The sequence below is a fragment of the Petroclostridium sp. X23 genome (assembly GCF_030013905.1).
Lineage (GTDB): Bacteria > Bacillota > Clostridia > SK-Y3 > SK-Y3 > X23.
In genome coordinates, this window is sequence record NZ_CP124862.1 from 1 (window position 1) to 21,077 (window position 21,077).

24 protein-coding genes and 1 other annotated feature are annotated in these 21,077 nt (G+C 36.1%); of the genes, 23 read left to right on the plus strand and 1 reads right to left on the minus strand.

The genetic code is table 11. The features are described from left to right. The 20 genes from QKW49_RS00005 (at position 1) to QKW49_RS00100 (ending at position 17,400) form a co-directional block, all read left to right on the plus strand. Entirely contained in the window at positions 1-207 is a 207-nt protein-coding gene (locus tag QKW49_RS00005; protein ID WP_282865539.1) for a hypothetical protein, read from the plus strand. 132 nt (positions 208-339) lie between these two features. After that, entirely contained in the window at positions 340-1,005 is a 666-nt protein-coding gene (locus QKW49_RS00010) for a hypothetical protein (protein WP_282865540.1), read from the plus strand. Then, on the plus strand, positions 992-2,158 hold the full coding sequence (locus tag QKW49_RS00015) for an XRE family transcriptional regulator (protein ID WP_282865541.1): 1,167 nt from the start codon (positions 992-994) through the stop codon (positions 2,156-2,158). Before QKW49_RS00010 ends, QKW49_RS00015 begins: the two co-directional genes overlap by 14 nt. 271 nt (positions 2,159-2,429) lie before the next feature. Continuing rightward, complete coding sequence (locus tag QKW49_RS00020) at positions 2,430-3,323, plus strand: tyrosine-type recombinase/integrase (RefSeq protein WP_282865543.1); 894 nt, start codon at positions 2,430-2,432, stop codon at positions 3,321-3,323. A 130-nt stretch (positions 3,324-3,453) separates the two neighbouring features. Then, positions 3,454-4,197 (plus strand): sporulation transcription factor Spo0A, encoded by a 744-nt coding sequence (gene spo0A / locus QKW49_RS00025; protein ID WP_282865544.1) that lies wholly within the window; start codon positions 3,454-3,456, stop codon positions 4,195-4,197. Positions 4,198-4,331: 134 nt separating this feature from the next. Then, complete coding sequence (locus tag QKW49_RS00030; RefSeq protein WP_282865545.1) at positions 4,332-5,168, plus strand: hypothetical protein; 837 nt, start codon at positions 4,332-4,334, stop codon at positions 5,166-5,168. A 38-nt stretch (positions 5,169-5,206) separates the two neighbouring features. Further along, positions 5,207-5,335, plus strand: coding sequence for a cyclic lactone autoinducer peptide (locus QKW49_RS00035; RefSeq protein ID WP_282865546.1), 129 nt, complete (start codon positions 5,207-5,209; stop codon positions 5,333-5,335). Positions 5,336-5,392: 57 nt separating this feature from the next. Next, the gene (locus QKW49_RS00040; protein ID WP_282865547.1) at positions 5,393-5,701 is read left to right on the plus strand and encodes a hypothetical protein; all 309 of its coding nucleotides are present in this window, start codon (positions 5,393-5,395) and stop codon (positions 5,699-5,701) included. Between the two features lie 16 nt (positions 5,702-5,717). Further along, positions 5,718-6,362, plus strand: a complete 645-nt coding sequence (locus QKW49_RS00045) for an accessory gene regulator B family protein (protein WP_282865548.1) — start codon at positions 5,718-5,720, stop codon at positions 6,360-6,362. After that, entirely contained in the window at positions 6,355-6,597 is a 243-nt protein-coding gene (locus QKW49_RS00050; RefSeq protein ID WP_282865549.1) for a hypothetical protein, read from the plus strand. Before QKW49_RS00045 ends, QKW49_RS00050 begins: the two co-directional genes overlap by 8 nt. Before the next feature lie 315 nt (positions 6,598-6,912). Further along, positions 6,913-7,080 (plus strand): hypothetical protein, encoded by a 168-nt coding sequence (locus tag QKW49_RS00055; protein ID WP_282865550.1) that lies wholly within the window; start codon positions 6,913-6,915, stop codon positions 7,078-7,080. Between the two features lie 152 nt (positions 7,081-7,232). Next, positions 7,233-8,192 (plus strand): ATPase, encoded by a 960-nt coding sequence (locus QKW49_RS00060; protein WP_282865551.1) that lies wholly within the window; start codon positions 7,233-7,235, stop codon positions 8,190-8,192. Positions 8,193-8,541: 349 nt separating this feature from the next. After that, complete coding sequence (locus tag QKW49_RS00065) at positions 8,542-9,357, plus strand: transketolase (protein ID WP_282865552.1); 816 nt, start codon at positions 8,542-8,544, stop codon at positions 9,355-9,357. Positions 9,358-9,371: 14 nt separating this feature from the next. Continuing rightward, complete coding sequence (locus QKW49_RS00070) at positions 9,372-10,310, plus strand: transketolase family protein (protein WP_282865553.1); 939 nt, start codon at positions 9,372-9,374, stop codon at positions 10,308-10,310. Positions 10,311-10,560: 250 nt separating this feature from the next. Continuing rightward, on the plus strand, positions 10,561-11,136 hold the full coding sequence (locus QKW49_RS00075) for a flavodoxin family protein (protein WP_282865554.1): 576 nt from the start codon (positions 10,561-10,563) through the stop codon (positions 11,134-11,136). 467 nt (positions 11,137-11,603) lie between these two features. After that, the gene (locus QKW49_RS00080; RefSeq protein WP_282865555.1) at positions 11,604-12,677 is read left to right on the plus strand and encodes a sialidase family protein; all 1,074 of its coding nucleotides are present in this window, start codon (positions 11,604-11,606) and stop codon (positions 12,675-12,677) included. 28 nt (positions 12,678-12,705) lie between these two features. Further along, positions 12,706-13,917 (plus strand): MFS transporter, encoded by a 1,212-nt coding sequence (locus tag QKW49_RS00085; RefSeq protein ID WP_282865556.1) that lies wholly within the window; start codon positions 12,706-12,708, stop codon positions 13,915-13,917. 109 nt (positions 13,918-14,026) lie between these two features. Next, positions 14,027-14,259: a binding site (T-box leader), on the plus strand. 64 nt (positions 14,260-14,323) lie between these two features. After that, positions 14,324-15,550, plus strand: a complete 1,227-nt coding sequence (gene tyrS / locus QKW49_RS00090; protein WP_282865557.1) for a tyrosine--tRNA ligase — start codon at positions 14,324-14,326, stop codon at positions 15,548-15,550. A gap of 202 nt (positions 15,551-15,752) precedes the next feature. After that, positions 15,753-16,640: a 4Fe-4S binding protein gene (locus QKW49_RS00095; protein WP_282865558.1), complete on the plus strand. Its 888-nt coding sequence runs from the start codon at positions 15,753-15,755 to the stop codon at positions 16,638-16,640. A gap of 1 nt (position 16,641) precedes the next feature. Continuing rightward, the gene (locus QKW49_RS00100) at positions 16,642-17,400 is read left to right on the plus strand and encodes a hypothetical protein (RefSeq protein WP_282865559.1); all 759 of its coding nucleotides are present in this window, start codon (positions 16,642-16,644) and stop codon (positions 17,398-17,400) included. Positions 17,401-17,429: 29 nt separating this feature from the next. On the opposite strand, the gene QKW49_RS00105 is transcribed toward QKW49_RS00100, so the two are convergent. Beyond that, positions 17,430-18,044 (minus strand): hypothetical protein, encoded by a 615-nt coding sequence (locus tag QKW49_RS00105; protein ID WP_282865560.1) that lies wholly within the window; start codon positions 18,042-18,044, stop codon positions 17,430-17,432. A 233-nt stretch (positions 18,045-18,277) separates the two neighbouring features. Between QKW49_RS00105 and hemA the strand changes: the two genes are divergently transcribed. From hemA to hemC, 3 genes are read left to right on the plus strand one after another with little or no spacing between them, the layout of a single operon-like run. Next, positions 18,278-19,525 (plus strand): glutamyl-tRNA reductase, encoded by a 1,248-nt coding sequence (gene hemA / locus QKW49_RS00110; RefSeq protein ID WP_282865561.1) that lies wholly within the window; start codon positions 18,278-18,280, stop codon positions 19,523-19,525. Positions 19,526-19,533: 8 nt separating this feature from the next. Continuing rightward, on the plus strand, positions 19,534-20,211 hold the full coding sequence (locus QKW49_RS00115) for a bifunctional precorrin-2 dehydrogenase/sirohydrochlorin ferrochelatase (RefSeq protein ID WP_282865562.1): 678 nt from the start codon (positions 19,534-19,536) through the stop codon (positions 20,209-20,211). Then, positions 20,174-21,061, plus strand: coding sequence for a hydroxymethylbilane synthase (hemC, locus tag QKW49_RS00120; RefSeq protein WP_282865563.1), 888 nt, complete (start codon positions 20,174-20,176; stop codon positions 21,059-21,061). Before QKW49_RS00115 ends, hemC begins: the two co-directional genes overlap by 38 nt. Positions 21,062-21,077: the final 16 nt, after the last annotated feature.

The window sequence follows — 21,077 nt, forward strand, 5'->3', positions numbered from 1 at the left end:
ATGTCAGAGCAGACACCGGAATACCATGTATACGGCCGGACGGTCCGGAGAGAAACATACCTTGCATCTCAGCGGCTAACAGAGTTTCTAATACAGTTTGATAGCATGACCGAGGAAGAGAAAAAGGAATGCATTAAGAGAGTTGATCAGCTGCGGCCGGAGTTACTGATTCAGTTTTATCAGGCATTACAGCAGTACATAGAATAAACCTTTGTTTAACGTAGAGATAGAAAAACTCCACTTGACATTTTACCAAAATAATTTAAAACATATTGACTTTAAATATTTTATGATGTAAAATTATTTATAGTAAAAACGTCAAGTGGAGGTGTGTTAATTTTGGACCCAAAAACAGCTGAAACCATAATGAATGAAGCTTTACCTTTAAGATCTCGTCGATACATATTTAGTGCTTTTGAAAATGCATTTGAAGCATATAGACAGTTTATGGCGAACAATTTAAAGTTTTTTGACACAGATGGGCAAACTAATGTTAATAGTAGGATATTAAGATATGCCATTGATAGATCTTTTATAAAATTAAATAGTGCCCCTAAATATCCTTTTGTTTCAGAAATGCGTTCAGTTAATAATTTTAAATATAAAGTTGTACATATATTTGCAAATAATGTATTAATGAATATTTCAAAAACTTCAAAATACAATAAAATTCCTGACGCATCTGCATATAGAGTAAAATATGCAAATAATAATCAAGATTTCAACCAACAAATAACAATATTTAATACTAGTAATGGTCAACACTTTGGGCAAGAACCATATTATTTGATAATTACATATGGGGTCAATGAGGATGAATTGACTCATCTAAGTTTAATGATGCCGGATGAAGACATGAAGAAATATTATCATATAATTGATATCAAAAACGAGATTGTTGTAATAAATACAGAAAAAGAGAAAAATAAAGAGAAAAAAGTGGCATCAATAAAAGAAGAGTTGATAAAAAAATTTATTAAGGATGTTGATCATGAAAAACAATAAAACTGAAAATAAAGTCATCCCAGCAAGAATTAGGCAAGCTAGGATTTCAAGAGGACTTTCGCTAAGTGATCTAGCAGATTTGGTTGGAGTAACAAAACAAGCTATCTCTCAGTACGAATTAGGGTCGTCTGAACCAAGTGAAGCGATTATGTTTAAAATAATGGATATTCTGAATTATCCAATTGTTTTTTTTCAGAAACCAATCGATTCAAGGTATAATAATTATTCAAGTACAGTTACGTATTTTAGAAGCAAAAAAACAACCAGAATTAAATCAAAAGAAGCAGCAGAGGAAAAATTAAAAATATTTAGTGAAATAGATGATTTTTTAAGGCAATTTATAAATTTCCCAGATGTTGATTTTCCTAGTATTGAATATGAGAAATACAATGACGAATTATCGTTATCGGATATCGAGGAAATTGCTTTAAAGCTTAGGAAACATTGGGATTTGGGTCTTTATCCAATAGAGGATTTAACATCTTTAGTCCAAGAAAAAGGAGTTGTGGTTTCTAAAGCATATTTAGGGAATAAAAAAATTGACGCTTTCTCTAAATGGTTTAATAATATACCTTATATTTTCTTAGGTTCAGATAAGGAATCAGCAGTTAGATCAAGATTTGATATAGCTCATGAGCTTGGGCATTTATTAATGCATATGCATGTTTCTGAGAAAGATTTTAACAATAAAGAAAAGTATGATAGACTTGAAGAAGAGGCGAATAAATTTGCTGCAGCCTTTTTACTACCGGCAGAATCATTTAGCCGAGAAGTTTATTCTTCTTCTATTAATCATCTTATAATGTTAAAGAAAAAATGGAAAGTAGCCATGAGTTGTATGATAAATAGATGTAGTGATTTAAATTTGTTATCTGAAAACCAGATTACTTATTTAAAGAACCAAATGACTAAATATCAGTATTGGAGAAAAGAACCTTTAGACGATACATTAAAAGCCGAGAAGCCTTTTGCTCACAAACAAGCAATAAACTTACTATTAGATAATCTAATTTTAACAGTAAATGATATCGTACAGAAAATAGCATGTTATCCTGAAGAAATTGAACAGTATTGTTTTTTAGATAATGGGACACTTAAGATGAAAACCCCAGACAATATAATAAGTCTTAAGAAAATTAATAAAATGGGATAGCGTATCTAGACTATTTTATAATCCTTGATTTTATTTCATTTAACGCATGCAAAGATAGGAGAAATCCTGTCTTTTTCTTTTGCTACAAGTACGAACTAATGTTTGTTTTAGCGGATAAATATGGTATAATATATATAGCAAGAGGAAGTCGCTTCCCCGCCAAGAGACTCGACTTCCTCCACACTAAAACACTTGCAAGCAAGCCTATTAGTATTTCTATTATATAATACTATGTGGCTTCCTTCAAGTGTGAAAAACTAGGAGGTCACATATGAATACAGAGAACCAAAAACTGATCGACAGGTACATTATGCTACGGACCACTAATGGCCTTACATCAGAAAGTATAAAGGCAATCCGCGGTGAATTGGGATTGTTTTTACGGTACCTGGAGAAGACCGATAGTAAGCATATTTCAGAAGTCACGCACATCGATGTTGAGGACTTTCTCCAATGCTGCGCTACCGGAGAACTTACCGGAAAAACCAACGGAGCCGCAGCACTAAACCGGAAATTTGCAGCAATAAATACTTTTTATAATACAATGATCAAAAAGGAATACATAGACTGCAAAAACCCATTTGACAAGGTTGATAAAATCAAGGATCATAGAAAGCTTAGAAAGCATTTAGATATATCAGAATATAATCAATTATTGCTATATTTAGATGAAACAGAGAATATCCGGGATGCGGCGCTCATATCGTTCTTTTATAGTTCAGCCTGCCGGCTGTCGGAAGTGATCCAGCAAAACCGGAATAGCCTAAATTTTGAAAAACGACAGTTTGTAGTAGTTGGAAAAGGGCAAAAAGAAAGACTTTGTATATTTAATCATGATGCTGTAGAAAGAATCAAAAGATACTTAGATACTCGAAAGGATGATAATACGGCATTGTTTATATCATCACTTGGTAACCGATTGAGTAAAAAGGCTATCCAGGATGCAGTTAAAAAGGCCGGGAAAAGTGCTGGAATAAATAAGAACGTGCATCCGCATATTTTCCGGCATACCCGGGCAATGCATCTACTAAAACAAGGGGTACCATTAGAAACCATTCAGCGGCTATTAGGACATTCCAGCATAGCAACAACACAGGTATATGCTCATTCCAGTTTAGAAGATCTCCAAGGACAGATTGACGAGATAGATAAGAAAGTAGGGTAGGCTATTGCCTACCCTTTTTATATTTTATAGGTAATGCTTAGTTTGTACTCGTCATAATTCGACAAAATTTTCAAATTTTAATTGAATTAATAATGAATATTATGTAAAATATCCGTGAGAGGATGATAATATGAACAAAATTAGAATTGTAGTTGCAGATGATAATATAGATTTTGCCGATATGCTAGCGGAGTATCTTAACAGCCAGCCCGAATTTGAAGTAATAGGTATAGCTAATGATGGAAATGAGGCTTATGACTTAATCAAAGAATTAATACCGGATGTTGCTATAATTGATGTCGTAATGCCTCACATTGATGGGTTGGGAGTATTGGAAAAACTAATGTTTACTAATATTCATCCAAAGCCAATTTACATTATGTTATCAAGTATAGGCCATGATTCCACAACTCAAAAGTCGTTTATATTGGGCGCCGATTATTATATGGCTAAACCTATAGATGTAAGTATTGTGGCAAAAAGAATAAAGCTATTATTTAATTCTATTAGCAAATATTCTAAAAGTGATAACACGGGTAATAATCATGATAACGAAGTTATCATATCAGAATACATTCATGATCTAGGCATAACTTTGTACCCAAAAGGATATTTATACGTCAGAGACGCTATTGATATGACAATAAGAGATATGAACATTATTGACTCTATTACAAAAAATGTATACCCAGAACTGGCAAAAAGGTATAAAACTATGCCCAGTAGTGTAGAGCGCAGCATACGAAAAGCTATATCTGAAGCCTGGGAGAACGGGAATGCAAAAATGATTAACTTATTCAAATATAAACCTTCTAATAGTGAATTTGTTGCAAAAGTCGCAGATGAATTACGATATATACTATATAAGAAATAAAAAAGTGCGCCTTATTCGACAGAATTTTACTATTGTTTGTCGAATAATGAGGCGTTTTGTAGAATATTAATGATGGTTGTTAATGGAAACATAAAATCTTTCGTGTTATAATTCTAGCAAAGGAGGATGATTTTATGGACAATTTAACAATTAGAGACCTATTATTTGTGGCTTTCCCGGAAAACATACTTTCATTTGTTATTATACTGTTATTGTTTAAAGAAAGCGTTAATAAAAACAAAATTAAATCAATTTTCACAGTATTATTTTCAGCATTAATCATGATCACTATTGTATATATCAGCAATAAGTTTATATCAAATCGTGTTATTACAGGTTTCTGTTCTACTCTTGGATATTTCTTTGTTACAAAAATTATAATTAAGTTAAATAAAAGAAAAAGCGCTGCAAGTGCACTTATCGCTATGTTTATCATCTATTCCTCCGAAACGATCATGAGTGGTGTTGTGAATTACATCGCTTCGAATATAAAATATGAAAATGTTTTTGATTACAGGGCAATATTAACTTCTCCAATGAGAGTATTTCAAATATTCATTGCTTTTATAATTTATAAATTCAAGATTGAGCTTTCTGAATATAGGTTATTTAACGAAAAATGGTCTGAGCTTGATGAGCGCAGTAAAGTAAGTTGCATTTATTCACTATCCATGATTTTTATGGTTAACACTTTTAGCATTAATTTTGTCGATATGTATATTAAAATATTAGAAAAACAGAAAGATGTTTCTTTCCTAAGTTTTAATATAACAATGTTTTTTATCCAAACAGTGGTTGTCTTGTCAGCAGTTTTAAACTCTTTCCATAGGACAATAAACTATGAAGAGTTTTCAAATATTCTTAAGCAAAATAGTAAAGTAAGCTTTGTTAAGGCATTGTCTAAAAAGATGTCTCGCAAAGAGAGGATTGAAAGCATTCAAGTTCTTCAGAATGATAATGATGGAATATAATAAATCATTATTACTACTAAGAAAGGGGGTGTAATACTATGAAATTATTTTATAAAATTTTAGGGCTTTCAACAACATTAACTGTAACAGTTATGTTATTTGCAACGGTTGTATCCAATGCTTGCACTGGCGGGTGGCATCAACCTCAAAAACCAGATTGTCTATAAGGATGAGGGGGGGTATCCCCCCATTCATATAGATAAGGGGGTATTGTTTTACATGAGATGAGCGATCAAGAACCAAAGAACGATGTAGAAATATCAGAATTAATAAATCAACTCGATTTAAAATTTAATGATAGCCAATATTTACGCAGGATATTGAAATTTCTGAGGGACAAAGATGAAATTGGCAATGTTTACAAAGAAATAGAAAATGGCCTCGGGCATCCAGTGGGAAGTACTTGCCGCAAGTTGAAAAAGATTAACGATTCTATTGATTTGGATAATCTGAATAAAATAGGATTCAAAAAACGGCCATTAGGCAGAAAAGATTTAATTATGTTTTTGCTGGATAAATTAAAGAAATTATAGGAAGGACGAATTCCATTTGAGCATAATTGAAAAATTTGCTGTACATGTAAGTAAAAATGTTGATGATTCAGTATTTGATAAAATAATACTAAATTACAAGACGATAAAAGGGAGGGATATTACACAGGAGCAAGCAATTAGTATTTTTATATATAAATTACACACAAATATTAGTTTTTGTATATCAGTAATACTAGTTTTCCTGATTTCTTGCGTTATCAATACAACGATAGAGGCGGCCCTTATATATTTATCTTTCTTGGCATTAAGGAAAACTACCGGAGGGCCGCATTTGAACAATGAATATATGTGCTTAATTGTAACTACATCAATAATAAGTATTAGTGGATATATTGCTAAGTTTTTGCCTTTGAATATAGTAGCAATAAACATCTCGTTCTTTATTTTGATAATTGTTGTTACAATTATTGGCTATATAGATCATAAAAGCAACAGGCTAGACCAATCACAAAAATCATTACTGAAAAAATACGCACTTTCAATTATATCTTTTTTGTGGGCGGTTTCGGCCTGGAAGATAAACGCTACTGTAAGTATTTGTTTTATGATCAGCGCAATTATCCAGGAGATAAATTTAGTTATTGGTAAAATACTAGCGATTAGAGAGGAGAATTTTGTTGGACGCCAGGATAGTGTATAGGTCATTGCAAATGGACGAAGAAGAAGCAAAGACCAAAATAGAAGAAGCCCTAGCCGCTGAACTAGGGCGCCCTGTAGCAATTTCCCACTGCCAATGGGAAAGCGCTGTAGCGGATACTCTAAACGATATTAGAGTATCCGGCAAAACCACTCAGAGTTATGTGTGGTTCGTGCTAAAAACAACACTGAGTATTGTCAAAAGACTAGAAGCTAATGACAATATAATTGTAGCATAACCTATCTGCAGTAAGCAATATAGTTATTAATTAATTTTGCATATAAAATAGAGGTGGGGCAGTGAGAATCAAATGGTATATATGCCCCATATGTGGATTTAGGCGGCTATGTAGGGTTGCGCCAAATGCACAAGGGGTTTATATAAAGTGTAAATTTTGTAAAAATGAAATAGAAGTAAAAGCTGATAAATATGTCAAAGAGCCTGAGAGCCGACATGCAAGCTAACCGAATAGTATACTTATATACTATTCGTGTATGCTTGCATGTCGGCTTTTTATTATTTAAAATGAAAGTTTATTAATGGGGGTAATCTAATGTTGAATAACAACCAAAAAGACAATATACTTCATATAGATTTACCAGATGGTATAAGAGGGTTACTGTGTATCATTGAAGGGCAGGAATACATAGTGATAAACCAAATATTATCTAATGATGAAAAAAAATCCGCAATAAAAGCATTGCAAAAAAATAAAGAATAATTTATTGCGATATAAATAATAACATGATGGGTAGGCAAGCGCCTACCCATATTTTAGGTCTACAAGAACAAAGTTTTTTACATGCACAATTAAATAATAATTAAATATTTTCTCGCATTAAGACTATGTTCCCTGTCGGAAAAAGCACGTTTATGAAGAACATCGGTACACAGATGGTGGATAGAGGATATGATGTGGAATTTATGCATTGTTCTTCTGATAATAACTCATTAGATGGAATAGTTATTAAAGATATCAAGGTTGCTCTTTTAGACGGCACTGCACCACATGTGGTAGATCCCAAAAATCCTGGTGCGGTCGATGAAATTTTACACTTAGGGGATTATTGGAATGAAAACGGAATCCGGGAAAACAAAGAAAAGATATTAGAGCTTAATGCCAATGTGGGCAAGCTATTTGCAAGAGCGTATAAGTATATTGCGGCAGCTAAAAGCATATATGATGATATCGTCGTTATTAATAAAGAAGCGGTAAATGCGGCAGGTGTTAATCTGGAAGCAGATAAAATCATCACTGATGAATTTGGTGATATACCCGTTAGTGATAGGGTAGGGAATATTCGAAAATTATTTGGGAGTGCAATCACCCCAAACGGATTCTATAATTACCTTGAATCGGTAGTGGGCATAAATGACAATATTTACGTTATCAAGGGAGCGCATGGAACAGGCACCGGTGCATTGCTCTCAAAAGTAGCAGATGCTGCAATACAGAGAGGATTTGATGTGGAAGCGTACTACTGTCCTATGGAACCTGACACAAAGGTCGAACATGTGGTAATTCCTGCATTGAGTTTAGCATTTACTACTTCAAACAAGTATCATGAAATGGCTGAAGATGTAGGAACAGTGGTGGATTTGGACGGCTATGTAAATAATAATATCTTAAGTAAGTATGAAGACACACTGGCATATGATGTGGAAACATTTGATATGCTGCTTACAAAGGCGATAGATACTATTAAGGAAGCAAAACAAGCGCACGATCTTATGGAAACTTACTATATACCCAATATGAGATTTGATGATGTACAGATTTGCTGGGAAAAAACAATGGAGAGAATTTTGAAGTACGCTGAAGAATTTGAATAATATTAGTTGCGTAAAAAGATAATCAAGAGGTTACCTCTTGGATATCTTTTTTTTGTTTTGATTGCGGGAATAATACAAAAAACCACAAATATATAAGTTTATATGTTGTATATAGTGAGAAAAAATATGTTAAGTTGTTAAATGTTTGACTCTTAGATGCAGGTGTTTATTTTTGTATTGTTATATCTTTGCCAAAACCCTTTGAAAATTAGTATTTTAACAAAGATTGTTAAATGTTAGATTATGTGATATATTTTTGGTTTTTACTGGACAAATGTTGTTTTATGTGGTATAAATATGATATAACAAATATCCAGTTAAAAAATACTTAATTAGAGGGGGAATTTATATGAGTACTAATATCTCAAAACATATTGAAATGTGTAAGACAATTAGAAAAGATATATTGACTATGATATATCATGCAAAATCCGGTCATCCCGGAGGTTCTTTATCTTCTGTAGAATTAATGGTGGGTTTGTATTTTGGGATCATGAACCACAATCCGCAGCAGCCGGAATGGGAAGATAGGGATCGTTTTATCCTATCAAAAGGACATGTAGCACCGGTTGTATACAGCGTGCTCGCTAGATCCGGATATTTTTCAACGGAGCACTTGAACACATTACGTAAATTCGGAAGCAAGCTTCAAGGGCATCCTAATATGCATAAAGTACCGGGGATGGATTCGTCCAGCGGATCTCTCGGTCAAGGTTTATCTATAGCAAATGGATTGGCGATGGCGGCTAAGATGAGGAATATAAACTACAGGGTGTATTGTTTGCTTGGAGACGGAGAATTGCAGGAAGGTCAGGTATGGGAAGCTGTTATGACAGCTGCACATCATAAGCTTGATAATATTTGTGCGATGGTTGATTATAACAGGGTCCAGTTGGATGGAACGGTTGACGCGATTAAAGGATTAGACCCATTGGCTGACAAGTGGAAAGCTTTTAATTGGAATGTCATTGAGATTGATGGGCATAACATGGAAGAAGTTTTGAATGCTTATGAAAAAGCCGCAGAAACAAAAGGGATGCCTACTGTAATTATCGCAAATACAATTAAAGGCAAAGGCGTATCTTTTATGGAAGGCAAAGCGGAATGGCACGGTCAAGCGCCTAGTGAACAACAATTGGAAGCGGCATTAGCTGAAATAAAGTAAAGGAGGATAAGAATATGATTGAAAAAAAACCGACACGTGATGGATATGGAGAAGCATTGTTAGAATTAATAGAAAAGAATGATAGAGTCATCGTAATGGATGCAGATGTTGCGAAATCTACAAGAACAAACTGGGTTCAGGAGAAGAATCCGGAAAAATTCCTTGATATGGGTATTTCAGAGCAGGATATGATAGGAACTGCAGCAGGGATGGCTTTGGCAGGAATGATTCCTTTTGTTACAACTTACGGCGTGTTTCTTTCGGGAAGAGGTTGGGATCAAATTAGAACAACAGTATGTTATACTAATTTAAATGTTAAATTCGGCGGTGCGCACGGGGGGATTTCTGTTGGACCTGATGGTGCAACCCATCAAGCGCTTGAGGAAGTAGCCATCATGAGAGTGCTTCCGCACATGACAGTTGTTGTACCTTGTGATGCTATTGAAACAAGAAAAGCAACCCTTGCTGTCGCGGCAATGGAAGGTCCTGCTTATTTGAGATTTGGAAGAGAAGCGGTTCCGATTGTAACGGATGAATCTACACCTTTTCAACTTGGGAAAGGCGCAATGTTTAGAGATGGAGATGATATTACAGTCATCGCAAACGGGCCAATGGTATACGAAGCGCTTGCAGCTGCCGAAATATTGGCTGATGAAGGTATATCCGTTCGAGTTATTAATCTTCATACGGTAAAGCCATTGGATGAGGAAATCATCATTAAAGCGGCAAAAGAAACCGGTGCTATCGTCACTGCCGAAGAGCATCAAATCTATGCGGGAATGGGAAGTGCTGTTGCTGAATGCATTGTTAAAAACTATCCTGTACCAATTGAAATGGTTGGGATCAATGATACTTTTGGTGAGTCGGGAGAACCTAAAGAGTTAGCGGTGAAATACGGTGTAACTAGTAATGATGTAATCAATGCTATTAGAAAAGTGCTCAAAAGAAAGTAATTATTCATTACTTGAACATCGGAGTATAAGTTGTTAAAATAATAAAAGATAGTCGGAATAGCAAATATTCTGATTATCTTTTATTTTTATTTATAAGGAAATAGCTCGCGCAAAATTTGTTCTTTATTAAAAAGTGTGATTCTGAAGAAGGATTTTGCCTATTAAAAGTAGAATGAAATATATAAGGGCAGTCATATTCTTGCGAATTAGATATTATATTATTATAATAAATATGATGGAGGTATTGTTAATGAAGGTTGTAGCATTTAACGGAAGTCCTAGAATTGATGGGAATACTTCAAGGTTGATTGAAAGGGCATTTGGTAAATTAAGGGAGAATCATATTGAGTGTGAGCTGGTGCAGCTGTCAGGAAAAATTAATCATGGCTGTACGGCTTGTGGAGCATGCAGAAAAAATCTAAATAAAAAATGCGCTTTTGACGATGATATTGTAAACGAGTGTATCGCAAAAATGCTGGAAGCTGATGGGATTATCCTTGGCGGCCCTACATATTTCGCAAGTATTACGCCGGAACTCAAAGCATTGATTGATAGAGCCGGATATGTGGTCAGGGGAAATGGAAACCTGTTAAAAAGAAAAGTGGGTGCAGCGGTTGTATCTGTGCGAAGAGCGGGATCTCTTAATGTATTCAACAGCATTAACGCGTTCTACTTGATTAATGAAATGATCGTGCCCGGTTCTACTTATTGGAACATGGGAATGGGTGGAGCTCCTGGAGATGTGGAATCGGATGCTGAAGGCATGGGCATCATGGAGAAACTGGGAGAAAATATGGCTTGGCTTCTGGAAAAGATGTCAATTTAAAAAGTAAAATTCACTTTGTAAAGTTAGATTCCACTATAGTATACAATGGCAAAAATAATACATATCAACTTTGTTGATATGTATTATTTTTTACCTAATTTTGGGTGGAAGATAGCGGAGGCCGAAAAAATCCATTTCTTTGAAAAGGCAAATTCCATCCCTACAACAATAATTTTTATCGGTAGTTCATTGACGCTAAAAATATAATGTTATATAATGATATATAAACATATAATAGTTTATATTAATACTTATTAAGAGATGAGACTAATACTGTATAATAAAACTATAAGGTATTTATCAATCTGAAGTATCCCTACTGAAACTATTCTTGTTAAGAAACGTGTTATCCTAAACTTCTATTTGATAAGCAGTCGGTAAGATTGTAAAGGCTAAGAAAATTATAGGAATAATTCCTTAATTGCAAAAGTTTTCTTGGAATTAGATATATATAAGGAGGGGTATTGGTGGAAATAATTTCTCAAAAGCATGATCTTGCAACCAGTGGTGCAGGAGAATATGATTCGTACCGTGTGCCAGGTATCATTACAACCGGTTCAGGAACTATTTTGGTATATTTCGAGGGGCGAAGCAACTCTCAAAAGGATAACCGTGCTCTATTATTGCGATATAGTATTGATGGAGGAAAGACATTTTCTGACACAAAAATATTGCATGAAAGCCATGGTAAAGCCATGGTCCACAACCCGCTTATGATTGCGGGACTGGATGGTGAAGTGCATATGCTTTGGAATGAATCATATTCCAAATGCTTTTATCAGAAAAGTATTGATGATGGGATGAGTTGGACTTCTCCCCGTGATATAACACATATATTTGAAGGATATCGTTCACAATACCTATGGACAGTTTTTGCTGTGGCACCGGGTCATGGTATCAGAATGCTGAATGGAACACTGGTTGTTCCTATTTGGTTAAGTGAAGGAACTTATGGACATCAACCAGCGTGTTTTTCAAGTATTTACAGTTGCGATAACGGTTTAACATGGCAACGCAGCAGTATTGTCAATAGTAATACGCTAGTATGTGACCCTACAGAAGGTGCAATTGCTGAACGCTCAGATGGAAGTCTGCTGGCTACATTACGTCACAGCAGTCCTTTTAATCGGAAAAGAGCTTTTGTTTCTGGAAGTATACAACAGTGGGGAAATACATATCTTCATCAACAACTTCCGGATCCTATTTGCGCAGGCAGTTTATTAAGAGTTAACCAACATAAAATAGTATTTTCCAATTGTGCATGGGAAGATAAACCGGCGTTGGAACGAATCCATGCAGGAGAAAATATACGATGGAGTGAAGATGCCCGTCAGCGTTTATCTCTTCGTTTCAGTTGCGATGATGGACAAACTTGGTCCAAAGGAACACAGATTGAGTATGAAGGCGGCTATTCGGATTTGGCTTCTTCGGCTGATGGAAGATGGGTTTACTGCTTTTATGAGCGTGGATGGGTAGATGGCAATTGTATTTACAATAATTATCTAACATTCTTGCGTATAAAAACAGAGGATATTGAGTGATGGGGGAAGAGGCTGAGGAGACTATGCAATGATGTATAAAACAGAATCCCATAATATACAGTATTTTTTTTGTATGACATTCTTTTTCTATGGGGGATATTGCATCTATACAAGTTATATGGTACTATACCTGACTGAGCAAGGATACAGCGCGTTTTTCTGTGGATTTGTGACTAGTCTCACTTTTCTAATAAACATAATGATCCAGCCAATGGCAAGTTATCTAGTTGATACATTTATTTCGATTAAATACTATATGGCTTTTTCAATAGGCATGATGGTATTGCTTTCACTTTTTGCCATATGGACTGTTGCTACTCCATGGCTTTGTATAATGATCGGAGCGATGGCTGTTTTCATAATGCCATTCAGTTACCTGCTTGATGCTTGGATTGATAGTGCACGAGAACTGGATCCTCGTCTTACTTATGGAACAATCCGAGCAGGCGGGTCCATTGGTTTTGGAATTACATCTTTTGTATTTGGATACTGTTGGGTGTATTTTGGACATAGCATTTACTTCCCTGTGCAGGCGATTTTATTCGCTTTTATATTTTTGTTTTTATGGCGTTTGACTAATATTATTCCCAAAAACCGACGGAAATCTTCAAAAGTTTTAGCAAATACAAAAGAAGATCAAGCACTGACTTTTTTGGAATCGCTTAATACATTGGTCAAAAATCGTCAATATCGGATTGTTGTCGCTTTTTTTTTACTCTACTGGACGTCGCATCGCCTTGTTGGAAGCTATCTTGTTCTAATCGTTCAAAGCAGGAACGGAGATGCGGGACTCTTTGGTCTAATCGTTGGTGTGGGAGCAGTGACAGAGGCTATTGCTATGATAATCCTGGCGACTCGACGGAATCTCATTTCACTCGAACGAATGCTGATATTAACTTTTTTAACGGCCTGCATCAGACCGTTTATTTTGTTGCTTACTACCAATGTTGTTCTTATGATTGTAGCTCAGATAATGCAATCAGTCAGTTTTGCACTGTATTATGTATCAAGTATTGAAGCGTTGCACAAACTTGCCGATGAGCGCATCCGAGCCTTTTCTATTACCATTGGACTATCACTTACCAACGTTTGTGGAACGGTAATTGCCAATTTAGTGGGGGGATGGCTATGCGATATTTTTGGAACCGGTTCAGTGATTATGTCAAGTATGATCGTTACAACGATTAATACTGCATTGTTCTATATATGCGCCAGGGGTGCAATTGCCGATATCGGTTAATGACTATAAAAATTGTATTGTATAATTTTTATACCTTCTGGAAAAAATGAAATAATTCTAACTACCCCCTTGTGTAGAGATAGGATTATATGATAGAATACACAAAAGGTAAAAGGCTATGAAAGAGTTAGTAGTAATCCATGGTTACAATTCAGAGAGAATCCCGGAAGGTGAGAGGGGTTCAGTACATGGCGTTATGAAATACCCTCCGGAGTTGCACACTGAAAGGTATATTAGGTGTTGACGGCTGCCGCCCGTTACAGCGGTGTGATGAAATGAGATATATTTGGGTTCGCCGAATATATGAAGTAAGGTGGTATCACGGGCTTTCTCGTCCTTATATAGGGTTGAGAAGGCTTTTTTTATTTGTATAAAGAGCTAAAATTACATGATGGAGGTATGAAAGATGAACAACGTATTTGATACGCTGAAGGAAAGAGGATTATTAGCGCAGGTCACGCATGAAGAACAAATAAAAGAATTATTAAATAACGAAAAAGTTACATTCTATATCGGTTTTGATCCGACAGCCGATAGCCTGCACGTAGGACATTTTTTACAGATGGTGGTCATGTCCCATATGCAAAAAGCCGGGCATAGACCTATTGCTATTATTGGGGGCGGTACCACCATGGTTGGAGATCCCACCGGCAAAACCGATATGAGAAAAATGATGACGCAGGAAGAAATACAGAAAAACGCAAATAATTTCAAAAAACAGTTATCAAGATTTATCGATTTCAGTGATGGAAAAGCGCTAATGATTGATAATGCGGAATGGCTGCTGAATTTGAATTATATTGAGTTCTTAAGAGAAATCGGTGTGCATTTTTCTGTAAACCGCATGTTGACTTTCGAATGTTTTAAATCAAGACTGGAAAAAGGACTCACATTTATAGAATTTAACTATATGCTTATGCAGAGTTTTGACTTCCTTAAACTTTTCCAAGAATACAATTGTACATTCCAACTAGGTGGTGACGACCAGTGGGCAAATATCCTCGGAGGCATAGACTTAATCAGAAAAGTTGAGGGGAAAGAGGCCTATGGCATGACCTTCACGCTACTCACTACCAGTGAAGGCAAAAAGATGGGTAAGACCGAAAAAGGCGCATTGTGGTTAGATCCTCAAAAGACTTCCCCGTATGAGTTCTACCAATACTGGAGAAATGTGCAAGATGCCGATGTCATCAAATGCTTAAAATTGATTACTTTTGTTCCGTTAGAAGAAATCAATAAGCTGGCACAGCTGGAAGGACAGCAAATCAATGAGGCGAAGAAGGTCTTGGCTTACGAAGTAACCAAATTGGTTCATGGTGAAGAAGAAGCCCGAAAAGCACAGCAGGCAGCGGAAGCGCTATTCGGAAAAGGTGCGGCGGCAGCGGATATGCCAAGCTCTGAAATAACGGCTGATGAAGTAGGAGAAGGTATCAATGTATTGGATTTGATGTTGAAAGCGAAGCTTATTCCATCCAAGGGAGAAGGAAAGCGTTTGGTCAATCAGGGTGGAGTATATATTAATAATGAACGTGTTGAATCGGTGGAACTGATGATCATCAGGGAGAATTTTGAGGAAAACGAACTGATGATCCGAAAAGGGAAAAAAGTATACCATAAAGTAAAGTTAATATAAGTTTGGAAAGATGGTAAGGGTCGGTATGCAGATCGGAAAGCGGCAGTGCATGTTGGTGTAAACATAATTTGCGGGTGCTTGAAGTTTTGCGTACCGATCCTTTATTTTTATACAAAAAAACATCAAGCTGACATTAATTTGCCACAAACTGCCGTTATAATAAAAACAAGCTAAACAATTATTTTAATCGGAGGCAGTGATTATGAGTCAGCAAGTATTGGATATACAACAAAAGAGTTCAATAGTTTCTTCGGACGCTAAAAAAAGCATCAAAAGAAAGAGCAATAAGTTCCGAGTGGGCATACAGATCTTCTTTTTTATATTGATTGCATTAATATCTATCAATCATACGTTATCTGAAAAAGGAATAACAATCCCGTTTTTATCATCGGCATCTCTTCATGCAATATGCCCCTTTGGCGGTGTAGTCAGCATGTATAAGCTGGTAACTACCGGAACGTTTGTCCAAAAAATCCATGAATCTTCATTTGTCCTAATGACAATCATGTTTATAGCAGCAATCGGGTTCGGACCTTTATTCTGTGGTTGGGTTTGTCCCTTCGGTTCCTTCCAGGAATGGATTGGCGGGATAGGGAGAAAGGTTTTTAAAAAGAAATATAACCACTTTATTTCCTATAAATTTGATACCTATCTGAGATATCTTCGCTATGTGGTATTGTTTTGGGTGATATATATTACCGCTACATCAGGAAAACTATTATTTTCAGATGTAGACCCATACTATGCGCTTTTCAACTTTTGGAGTGGAGAAGTTGCAATACAGGCATTCATCATGTTAATGGTGATCATCATAGCATCACTGTTCGTTGAGAGGCCATGGTGCAAATACTTGTGTCCTTATGGGGCTGTATTAGGAATTGCCAATTTATTCAGAATATTTAAAATAAAAAGAAATGCTTCCACCTGTATATCGTGTAGTGCGTGTGACCGTGCATGTCCGATGAATATACGCGTCTCAAGCGTGAAGGCGGTTAGGAATCATCAATGTATCAGCTGCATGCAATGTACATCTGAAACAGCTTGTCCTATATCCGATACGGTGCAGATGTCTTTGAAGGGGGATAAATAATATGAAGATAAAATCATTTACCTTAGGTGTTATTGTGATTGTTACGATATTCGGTGGAGTAGCTATTAGCCAAGCCTTTGGCTTATGGAAAACCACATCTTCCAAGGTTCCCGCGAAGTATCAAAGCGGTCCCTTTGCAGGGCAATATAATCCTGCGGATATTAGAGGATCTTATAGTTTCGGCGATATTAGCGAAGTATTCCATATGCCGGTAGAAGATTTGGCGAAGGCTTTCGGGATTCGGGATGATGCTTCCGCTTCAAGCTTTCAATGCAAAGAGCTTGAGACCATCTATGCAGATGCACAGCAAGCGGGAATGGAAATAGGGACCGGATCGGTAAGACTATTTGTAGCCATGTATAAAGGACTGCCTTATGAATTATCAGAAGATACCTACCTGCCTAAAGCAGCGGTGGAGTTATTAAAGAATAAGGTTGATTTATCGCAAGAACAGACAAAATATCTTGATGACCATACTGCGGATTTGAATAAGCTTTCAGCAACAGTAGATGCAGAGGCAGTGGCTGTTGATAAACAGGAAACGAAAGGCGATTATAATTCGACAGAAAAGATGGTAAAAGGACAGACTACATTTAAAGAACTGCTCGACTGGGGAGTGTCCAAAGAAGAGATTGAGACGGTGATAGAAGATAAGCTTCCGAATTCAACCATGCTCATTAAAGATTATTGCAGTCAGCAAGGGAAGGCTTTCTCAGATATCAAGTCTGCACTGCAGGAAAAAGTAGATGCACTAAAATAGGTTATATTAGACTATCCATGGTGGATAGTCTAATCGTTTATATTAAAAATTTCCTTCACTGTTTTCAAATCAAGGTGTTTCGTACGTATTACCGTTTGACCCATAAAGTCATTTATAAACAGGATATACTCGAATAGGGCTAACTTTTCGTGGTCTTCTTCGATTTTTTCATTAAATACTTTTAGGATATATTTCTGCTTCTCGGAGTGTTCCGGAAGAACATATATAAAGCCGCCTATCTGAGCAATTGCATGCAGTAAGTCGGTATAATTAAAGCCTTTGCATAATTGAAAGGTCATGACTTCGTGGGTGGTTTTCTTGTTATTAAGATTCACGATACCTCCTAGAACACCGCGGCTGGAAGCTGCTTTATAAGTACGATATTCAAAATGAACGGCTAAGGCGCTCAAGGTATTTCTGACAGCTGCCGAATAATCCCATGTAGTTGCTTCTTTATTAAAGCTTAAGCCGGTATCAATGTGTACAATGATATCCGAATAACTTAATATATTTAAAAGCAGCTTTTGGCCTATAGGAACAATCTTACCTTTTTGTGCAGGATAAAATATGGTGAATTCTCTCGTTTCTTTGTTGTTAGAAGCTTTAATTCTAATGTCCTTATTCCATAAGTTTCGTAAGCTCATAGTTACCTCCCATAATACAATCATTGCATATCATTATATCACAAAATATCTCAAAAAAAAAAATAAGTATTTATTATTATGATGCATTTTTCCATGCAGCTAACATTGGACGATTTATGAAATAATAGGATTATTTATACCAATCAGGGAATGTACATTGTTTACATATAAAATAAGTGTTATAATTTCTAAATAGAAGATGAATAACAGTGATATAGAAAAGTGGGAATGAAATGAATATAGTTGTGATGGGAATTGACCATTTAACACCGATTGAAATTCGCGAAAAAGCCTCATATACGTCCGGAAAATATTCGCAGGCGTGTGATTATCTTAATACGCAGCTTGGTGTTGATGGATTTATAATATTGTCTACGTGTAATAGAAGTGAAATATACTGTCAGGTTTCAGAAATTGATATTGGTCAGAAAATACTATTTGATTTTTATGCGAATTTTCATGGAATAGATGAAACGGATATTAGAAAGTATAGCTATTATAAATATGGCGAGCAGGCTATACTACACCTATTTGATGTTGCTTGTGGTCTTAAGTCTTTAGTGATTGGTGAGGACCAAATATTAGGGCAAATTAAGACCGCTCATAGAGAGGCCATGCATGCGAAACATACGTCAGCAGTATTGAATCGCCTGTTTTTTACTGCTGTCACAGCATCTAAAGAAGTAAAAAGCAAGACGGGAATATCAAAAAGTTCACTTTCTATCAGTTCGATAGGCGTAAAATTTATTGAAGATTATTTTGAAAGAAAGATACAAGATAAAAAGGTATTGGTAATCGGCACGGGAAAAATGGGTAGATTGGCGGTAAAAAAGCTTATATGTTCGGGTGTAAATAATATTATGATGACAAATAGAACACACCATCACGCAGTACAATTTCAGAAAGAAGTATCCGGTGCGGTGACTATCTCTTACGAAAGGCGCTATGAATATATTAATGATATTGATGTGGTCATCTCTTGTACCAGTAGTCCCCATTATACGATTACTTATGAAATGCTGCGTATTGCAAAGAATGAAGATAAAGAACTCTGCTTACTTGACTTGGCTGTCCCAAGAGATATAGAAAAAGAAATTGGCTGCATGAAGGGTATTCACTTGTTCACCATAGATGATCTTGATAAGGTTGTGAAAAGAAACCTGAAAAAACGCTTAGATGATTCAATAGGTGCACAGCGTATTATTGATTGCTACTATAACGGATTCATGGAGTGGCTGGCAAGATATGAAAGTATACAAGACATAAAAAACGTGCATATCTATGGCAGAAGCATATTGGAAAGGCAGTATCAATATGCTGTTAAGAAAATGAAAATTTCAGATGAAAGACAGAAAGCAGTCATGTATAAAATACTGAAGAACTCTATCGATAGTATTGTGAATCCTATTATGGAAAATACAAAAGTAGAATGTCAAAATAAAAGTGTAAACGAATTTTTAAAAGAAGTATTTAACAAGTAGAGGTGTATATGATTATGAGCTTCTACCCGATATTTATAAATATTCAAGGTCGAAAATGCGTTGTGGTAGGCGGCGGGAAGGTTGCTTGCAGGAAAATAAAGGCACTCTGCCAATATGGCGCTGACATTGAAGTAGTCAGCCCTTGGTTTACCGATGAAATCGAACAACTGTCTTTAAAAGGAATGGTTACTTTAAAAAGAAAGTCATACACATCGGATGACCTTGGTAATGCTTTTATTGTCTTTGCGGAAACAGACAGTAAAGAGATAAATGCAGCGGTGGCAAAGGATGCACACAAGATGAATATACTTTTAAATTGTGGAGATGATGTTCCAAACTCTTCATTTATATCTCCTGCCGTTTATCAAGATGGAGACCTGTCTATCGCAATTTCAACCGGGGGAGCTTTTCCGAAGCTTACGCAAAGGATCAAAAAACAATTAGAAAAACAATATGACGGAAGATATAGCGCCATATTGAACTGTTTGGGGCAACTGAGACAAAAAGCGCTTTGCAGCATAAAGAATGATCAAGTCAGGAAAGAATTATTTGATAAGGTTATCGAGGATGATATGATTCAAATTGCATTGAGTAAAGGGATAGAAATTTATGAACAAAAAATAAATGAGACATTTGAGGAGTATTACAATGAACAAGACAGTAGTACTGGGTTCCAGGGGAAGTGACTTGGCGTTAAAACAAACCGAATGGGTCATAGCTAAATTGAAAGAGGTTTTTCCTGAGATTGAATGTAAAATCAAGATCATTAAAACCAAAGGGGATAAGATTCTGGATGTAACGTTGGATAAAATCGGAGGAAAAGGCTTGTTTGTCAAAGAAATTGAGCATGAGCTTCTACAGGGAACCATTGATATGGCGGTACATAGTATGAAGGATGTACCTGTAGAAATGCCTGACGGGTTAAGAATCGCTGCGGTATCATGCAGGGAAGACGCCAGGGATGTGTTGGTGTCCAGAACAGGTAAGAAAATCATGGAGATGCCGGCAGGTGCTGTGGTTGGCACAAGCAGTCTTAGAAGACAGGTACAGATCCTGCAAATGAGGCCGGATATTCATATTGTGCCCTTGCGCGGGAATATTCTCACCAGACTGAATAAAGTAAAATCAGACTTCGATGCGATCGTGCTTGCTGCCGCAGGATTAAAGCGCGCAGGTCTTGAGTACCAAGTGACGGAGTATTTTGAATCTGACCAATTTATTCCTGCCGTGGGACAGGGGATTTTAGGAATAGAAACGAGAGATGATGATAATATTTCCCAGGAAATGTTAAAAACTGTACATGATGATCATGCTTTTATATGTTTACAAGCAGAAAGAGCTTTTTTAGCAAGATTAAATGGAGGATGTCATGTTCCTATCGGTGCCTATGCATGTTTAGAAGAGAACACTTTGAAAATGCACGGTATGTTGTATAGGGATCACATGGTGAAAGAATATACCGAAGGTGATATTGACCATCCCGAAGAACTGGGCATAGCACTGGCTGAAAAAATATTAGCTAAGTTTAATGGGTAATGATGTTGGAGGTATA